This is a genomic window from Pseudomonas sp. GNP014, assembly GCF_054344005.1.
The window spans coordinates 1-6,551 of sequence record NZ_JBTGUS010000016.1 but is presented as its reverse complement, the minus strand read 5'-3'; the positions used below and the strand labels follow the sequence as shown (position 1 = coordinate 6,551).

3 protein-coding genes are annotated in these 6,551 nt (G+C 37.0%); all 3 read left to right on the top strand.

Annotated features, from left to right (window positions below; genetic code table 11):
• On the top strand, positions 1 to 203 hold a 203-nt coding region (locus tag ACXX9E_RS29350), incomplete at its 5' end, for a hypothetical protein (protein WP_458556720.1).
• A gap of 2,232 nt (positions 204 to 2,435) precedes the next feature.
• Positions 2,436 to 2,588: a hypothetical protein gene (locus tag ACXX9E_RS29345; protein WP_458556719.1), complete on the top strand. Its 153-nt coding sequence runs from the start codon at positions 2,436 to 2,438 to the stop codon at positions 2,586 to 2,588.
• Positions 2,589 to 3,643: 1,055 nt separating this feature from the next.
• Entirely contained in the window at positions 3,644 to 3,838 is a 195-nt protein-coding gene (locus tag ACXX9E_RS29340) for a hypothetical protein (RefSeq protein ID WP_458556718.1), read from the top strand.
• Positions 3,839 to 6,551: the final 2,713 nt, after the last annotated feature.

Below are 6,551 nucleotides of genomic sequence, written 5' to 3'. Positions count from 1 at the left end.
AACCTGGAGCAGAACCAATCAGTTTGAAAAATTGGTTTGCTCCTTCTCATTTCTTGCAGCATGTGCTAAGATGGGCTGAGTATTCGTTAATCCGGCTGTACTTCATCCTGGTGAGAAGCCAGGAGTCGATCTTCTCGATTCATGATGATGAGCATTCTCTGGCAGCCTGGAGCACGAAACATGATGGACCAGTTCCTCGATGATTGATCCTCGACAGCAGGAACATCGGGCGATTCAATCGGATCTTCAGATTTGCAATTGCTGCAACAACGTGCGGCAGAAGATTTTTCACAGCAATAATAGAGTTTCTGGTCCTGGCAAACAACCGCACCACTTCAATTTCAGTTGATGACGTCGATGAACTCAGTGGGCACTTCAGTATAGATGAATGATTCATTCTATTCAGATACTCATGATGAAGGCACCATGATGAGTTAATGAATATGGAGACGAAAACCAACTGTTGATACAGAGCACAACATGGCCGACGATTCGTCTGGATGGTCAACCCAAATTGCAAGATTACGAACTGAAATAACAACAATAGTTGTCTGGAAAACAGCGTTGAGTTCTCACTTGTTCAATTCACACTAAATGAAGAAAATTACTCCAATTAGTCACCCAGCAGCTTTACATCAGATTGGGCTCACAGATGGCATAAAGCAACAATAAACTTTCATTGTAGTTTTCTGTTGACACAGTTGAGTATTTCTGAGCCCCGATTATGGTACTGGCAAGGTTCGATTCTGTAATACAAGACTTCATAGGTTCAAAAAGTGCATTCAGCAAAAACTTCACAGGACAGGTTATTCTGCTCCAAATGTTATCTTCGGGATACAAACTGATTCTTTCAGTCTTGAATCATCCTTATCATTAATTAGGAAACTAATGTCACACACATACACTTCAATTATTTCCTCTACAATCTCTTCACTCATGGCAGAACAATGATTACTATATAAGTTATCGTGAAATTGATTTGCATATGATGATTGATAATCAGAATATCAATCCATTTATCATAGTAAAGGTGAAGTTCCTCGTCGATACAAACCCAATTCTCATCTTTCCATGATTACTGATTCTGGAAACAAGGATATTCTCAGTTTGTTTCCATATCGTTCTCCGACTGTTCAGTGCACTTTGATCTTAGCAGTGTGAAGTACATTGATTTTGTTAATTAATTTCATTCTATCAACTGATCATCGATACCAATATTATGTTTACGATAATTGTGATGATGTCTCCATCACATTTAATTGTGGTTGACACTTCCTGGACTTTGTGCAAAATACGGACCTTGTCAGCGACCTTGGTTCTCACAACGATTTAATAGTGGCAATGTTGATAATACAATTGAATTCTGATTTGATCCAAATCGAGCACATCAAGTTGTTTATCGTGCAGAAGTGATCCTGTTGTTAATTTTGCAGGCGTGATTGGTATACTTGGTGATAAACACGCTCTTGGGGGACCATATCATGACAGTATGGAGATGTTGCCGAGATTTGTTTCTGGTTCTGAGAAAGCAATTGCAACGGCTAATTAATAAACTATTAATTAATGAATGAATCTACAAAGCAGTTTAGAAATAGTAGAACACTTTCTTGGAATCAACAAAGAGGTATATCAAGCTTTAGATGTGATTCCAGATGCATCAAATCATGATTTGAAGGTTCTTGACCGTAACAGTTGTTGGAGAATATACATGAACATGGTCGATGACTTTCTCTTAACTATCCCAACACGAACAGGCATGCCTAAGATCAAGAGGTCCAGAATCATGGAGACCATATCATGACTTTAAAGCAGATGAGTCGTGGTGGCATCGTCCTAATCAGTTAGAGTAACAATGACTCCTCCCCCTGGCATCAATGAAGCTGATCTCGTCGAACTTATTTTCTTGCAAGAGACAGGTCTTCCTCCTCAACTTGACACTATGGCTGGTTCCTTTCAAGGAATGTGTTGCATCCTGAGACAGGAACTTTCCTGAAAAATGACTCCACATTATGAATGAGAATACAGATTTATGATTCGTAATGCAATGGAAGAATGGTCTAGACGAATAAATGGTCTTGCGGATGATTGCAGGATGATCCTAACTGATTATCAAACTAATTTGACTGTTGAACAGTTGATCATGATGATACAGTTTGAACTATTTAGAAGATTCCTGCAACAATTGGATTGAATTAACGTGGCCTGCAGATCCGATCGAACTTTCAATGTATGGATGCCGGCGCTTCGAGATTCTGGTGTGAACTCTGAAAGTAGACCTCTGATGGACGTGGTAGGATGTTATAGCAGAGCTTAAACTTTCATATGGAAGAGACCAAAGATGAGGCAGTGAACCATGGTTCCTACAGTGCTGATGACACTATTAAAGTTATGGTACAGTTTATTTGGACAAAATATAGACACAATGAATAACAAAAATGGATTTCAATTTAATAACACTGCATGATGTTCACAACAACAATGATATTGCGATTGAAGAATGTGAATGGAGTATTGTTTCAAATGGAGAGAATGATCCAGCAGTACGGTACATCAAACTGGTACCTACAGAAAAAATAAAAGAAGAATGAGAAATGAATCCAAAAGTGTTGCATCTTCTTCATTTTGAACAGAAGGGACATGATATTTTGGTCAATAATATCAATGAATCTTTTATCATAATAATAATAGAGAGTCGAGGAAGAGGATCGCAGAAGCTCAATCAGTAATTCCCACAAAAATTAGAAAAATTCAGGAAGTGGATGAAGACTTTGAACCAAGAAGCCGCATCGATATGGTAGAGAAATTTGAAGATTATTATCTACAATGAAAAGAAAGTATGACGATGATTCGGTGAACCAAGCAGGGTGAATTACGGCGGTCCAATTTGGTTGTATTTCTTCCTTCTCGATTGATTGGATGAAGATTCTGGTCAGGGTCCTGTATTCTACATCAGCAATTGAGCCTGTGAATCGGCCTACATTGTCCTTGAGGATTCATGCTGTCGTATTTACAAGGAGAACCCGAAGACACATCTTCTACGTCTAATCGGTGCATGCCTTACAACGAGCATGAACAATACTTTGAAAGATGTTTGTGAACACGATCGTTAACAGAATCATGTATGATGCAACAACTCGTGAAATTTTACAATCTGATCGAATTGATATCGATACCTGAAGATTCTGGAGCCCGAAGAGAAGATGGAAGAGGACGAAATTACTACTACTTACCAGTGGTTCTGATTGGGCAAGATTGATGATATTCTATATTTCCAACGAAAACTATACATTCACTGATGCCGATTGCTCAGTTAGAAGCAGACCAAGCATCTCATTAGGAAGAGCCTACAGAAGTTCTTCATGAACTTCATTTACCACTTCTACAATTTTAGTTCTTTTCAGTCTGAGAGTTTTCTTCCCCTCTGGCTGAATCTTTGAACACAGTCTATTCTGAAAGTTCTGTTCCTCCCAGATGATTCATCTGAAAATACAGACATCTACGGTATCATTCTTACCAGAACAAGTCATTCCAGAGTTTGAGAAGAACAACTTCTTAACGATCAAATTCAAAGCTCTTAACTCGATTGGATGGCCTCTATTGGTACCTTCTCGAGTTGAGGGTGTGCCTGAGGGAGAGTTTGCGTATGAATGATGCAAGATTGATAGATGATACAGTTGGTGGAGGCGGAGCGGTGTTGATGATGAGTCGGATGGATACAGATGGTGGTGACAGTACATTATCCACAGATGGTTCCTGGACTATGAGTCCACAGGAAGCGGATAGGATTATCAAGAACCAAGAAGATAATGAGTGGAAACAAGAAGGTTCTGGAAAATGAGTAGAAGAGTTTGTCGACACAATGGAAATGGAGATGATTCGAAGCGAAACTCATTTGAAAATTAAATCATCAAAACTTGAAAATTATTCTTGAAATTAAGAAGAAAAAATTCAAATACTCTTAAAAAATGCAACGACAAAGCTGATGAGAATACAGATGACACAGAGAAACCATAATTTTATAATACAGTAATGAGAAGGATGAACATAAGAAATTTTCGCATACAACTTTGTCTCTCAATGAACATGTTGATGAATATTCGAAGAAATAAAGTTTCAACCTATCGATTTTTCCCTAAATACTTTCGAAAACTGTAAAAAAAATCGAAAAAATTTAAAATTCCTGAGAAAAAGTTCTAGTTTGTTTCAATGTTCTCAAATTTAGTAAAATGATGATATTATTATACAAGATCTCGATAGTAACTGAATCTTTTTCTAAAATTACCACTACAGCACCGAATAGGTCCAGCAGACCGTCTTGATCCCTCCACAAAAGGGAAGTCCAACAACCCAGACATCTATCCCAACTCTCATCGTCTGTAGCAGCGACGTACTGATATTTATGGAGTCAACGTGGAATGACACTGTTTCGTTGATGGCAGTCGTCAGAGTCAGTTTGGAGATCGTGTCCCATCAAGTTTCCGATACCTGATCCTTTGGTGTACAGGAGATGTTTTGATTACTAATGATTTTTCTCCAACTATTCGTTATTTCATATAAAAAAAGTGAGCTCGAATAGATAACATTACATAAGAAAAAATGATGAAACAGTAGAATTTTTTTCAAATATAGAAATATAGAATTTATCACTGAAGCAAAAGAAATCAGTGATAAAACTTCAAAATTCATAGATTATTTTTATGCGAGCAATCAAGAAAAATGGTTAAAGTAACATATTATCTGTATCCAACATACCTAGAAGAAGTTACGAAATTGATAGAATTTGTAGAATCAGGCATTCGAGGAATTCAACATCCAGAGGGTTCAACGGTAATTGGAAAAATCTTGTCCATATGATTAAAAATTACATCCTGATGATTGAGTTGTTGGTGAAGCAAGGATTATCGACACACCTATGGGTGAAATGGTTGATTTGATGGATCGAGTGAACTAATATTCCTTCGAGGTATCGAAAGATCAATTTCGAAAACGAGCAATTTCTAGTGAAAGTATATCATTTTTCTCTTACAACTCCTCATAATATGTGGCAGAAAAAACCCCTCCTCCTTGATCCTTTCATAGAAGATTATGGAAGGAAAAATCGGTCTCGAATGGAGCAAGTGTAGAGCATATGTTGCAATTAAGAGGATTAATTAACATCGGAGAACGTGAACATAGAACATTCAAGTTGCAAAACTTATAGAAATGTTATAAATTTATCAATATTAATTCCAAAGAGTAAGAAGATGACCCTGCGTAGATTAGACAGAACAAATTGGAAGCTCAAGACAAAACTACTAGCAGAAGCTTGAAAGAGGACCTGAAACCAGACAGAAAAAGGTCCTATCCTACAAGAAATATCAATGAATCAACAAAGAACCAACTTCAGCAGGGAGGTTCAAGATTTCAGTAGTACAAAGACAAGAGACCAAAGTGAAAAAACAGCCCTGATGAACCCACAAAGAGAAGGACAGTTCGCTGAAAACAACCTAGAAAAAATTATCATTCAATAAAAACTGTGAAAAATACAAAATTTACCTGAAAATTACAAAGAAACTATTATGATATGAAGTTGAACATGACATGATAGGAAAACTATCCTGAACAAGAAATAACTAACACAACCAATAAAGACAATAGATAAATAAAGAAATCAAATTGAAAAAGAATCCTCCTAATCATACCTCAAAACTTCCTGAAGGCCAAAATTATAGAGTCTGATTAAGTTAAAGAAAAACTGAAGAATCCAACGATATTGAAGGAAATAGAAACATATCATAAAGAAGATCTACCGCTTGTAGAAGGTAAAAGATCTGAAGAATTCAAAAAGAAGAAGGTCGCTGCAATTTTGGGGGCTTAGAGTCTGATCCAAGTACATTCTTGAGACGAACATATTGAAGAAGACAATGTAGTTAATACAAGAGGAACAAGAGATCGATTCCTTCAATCAACCCAGAACGATCTGCTTATCTGACTCAGTTAGACAAATGGACGAAAAAGAAAACAGTTTTAGCGATTGAACATGGCTGAAAAAAGACCGAAGTACAGAAGACTCTACAACTGAAACAGTATTTTGAACATTCAGTTGATGTTTCCAACGAAGAAGTAAGCATTCTCGAAGCACCAGTCTGAAAAGATTTCCGAATTCGAAGAAAAACTACGATGAACAATTCGAAGAAATCTGAACTTCATGATATTCAAATTTATCTCGTTCATGAACAGTTGTTCTGAGATTTTCTGAAGATTTTTGATACTGAAATTGAAAACTAGAAAGAGTTGACAAAAAATGTTCAACTCGATAAATGAAGAGTCTTCGTGGAGAACTGATACACTGAAGGAAAGTTGTTCAAATGAAGACATCTTCAACTTATGAAGACGATGATGATGTTGATGATCAGCACACACAACATGATACAACAATTGGTGCTAAAGAGTGCATGTAGGCTGCGAATCAGTAATAGGGCAAGGTGACGTCGATTATGATGAAGATGAAGAAGAAGAACAAATGTTTACAACGAACATCTACAGGAAGATGAGCCAACCATCCTCAAGTC

What these genes read in the sequence shown, in the direction of transcription:
- ACXX9E_RS29340 (WP_458556718.1), top strand. Translation starts at nt 3,644, where the DNA reads ATGAATGATGCAAGATTGATAGATGATACAGTTGGTGGAGGCGGAGCG.
- ACXX9E_RS29345 (WP_458556719.1), top strand. Translation starts at nt 2,436, where the DNA reads ATGGATTTCAATTTAATAACACTGCATGATGTTCACAACAACAATGAT.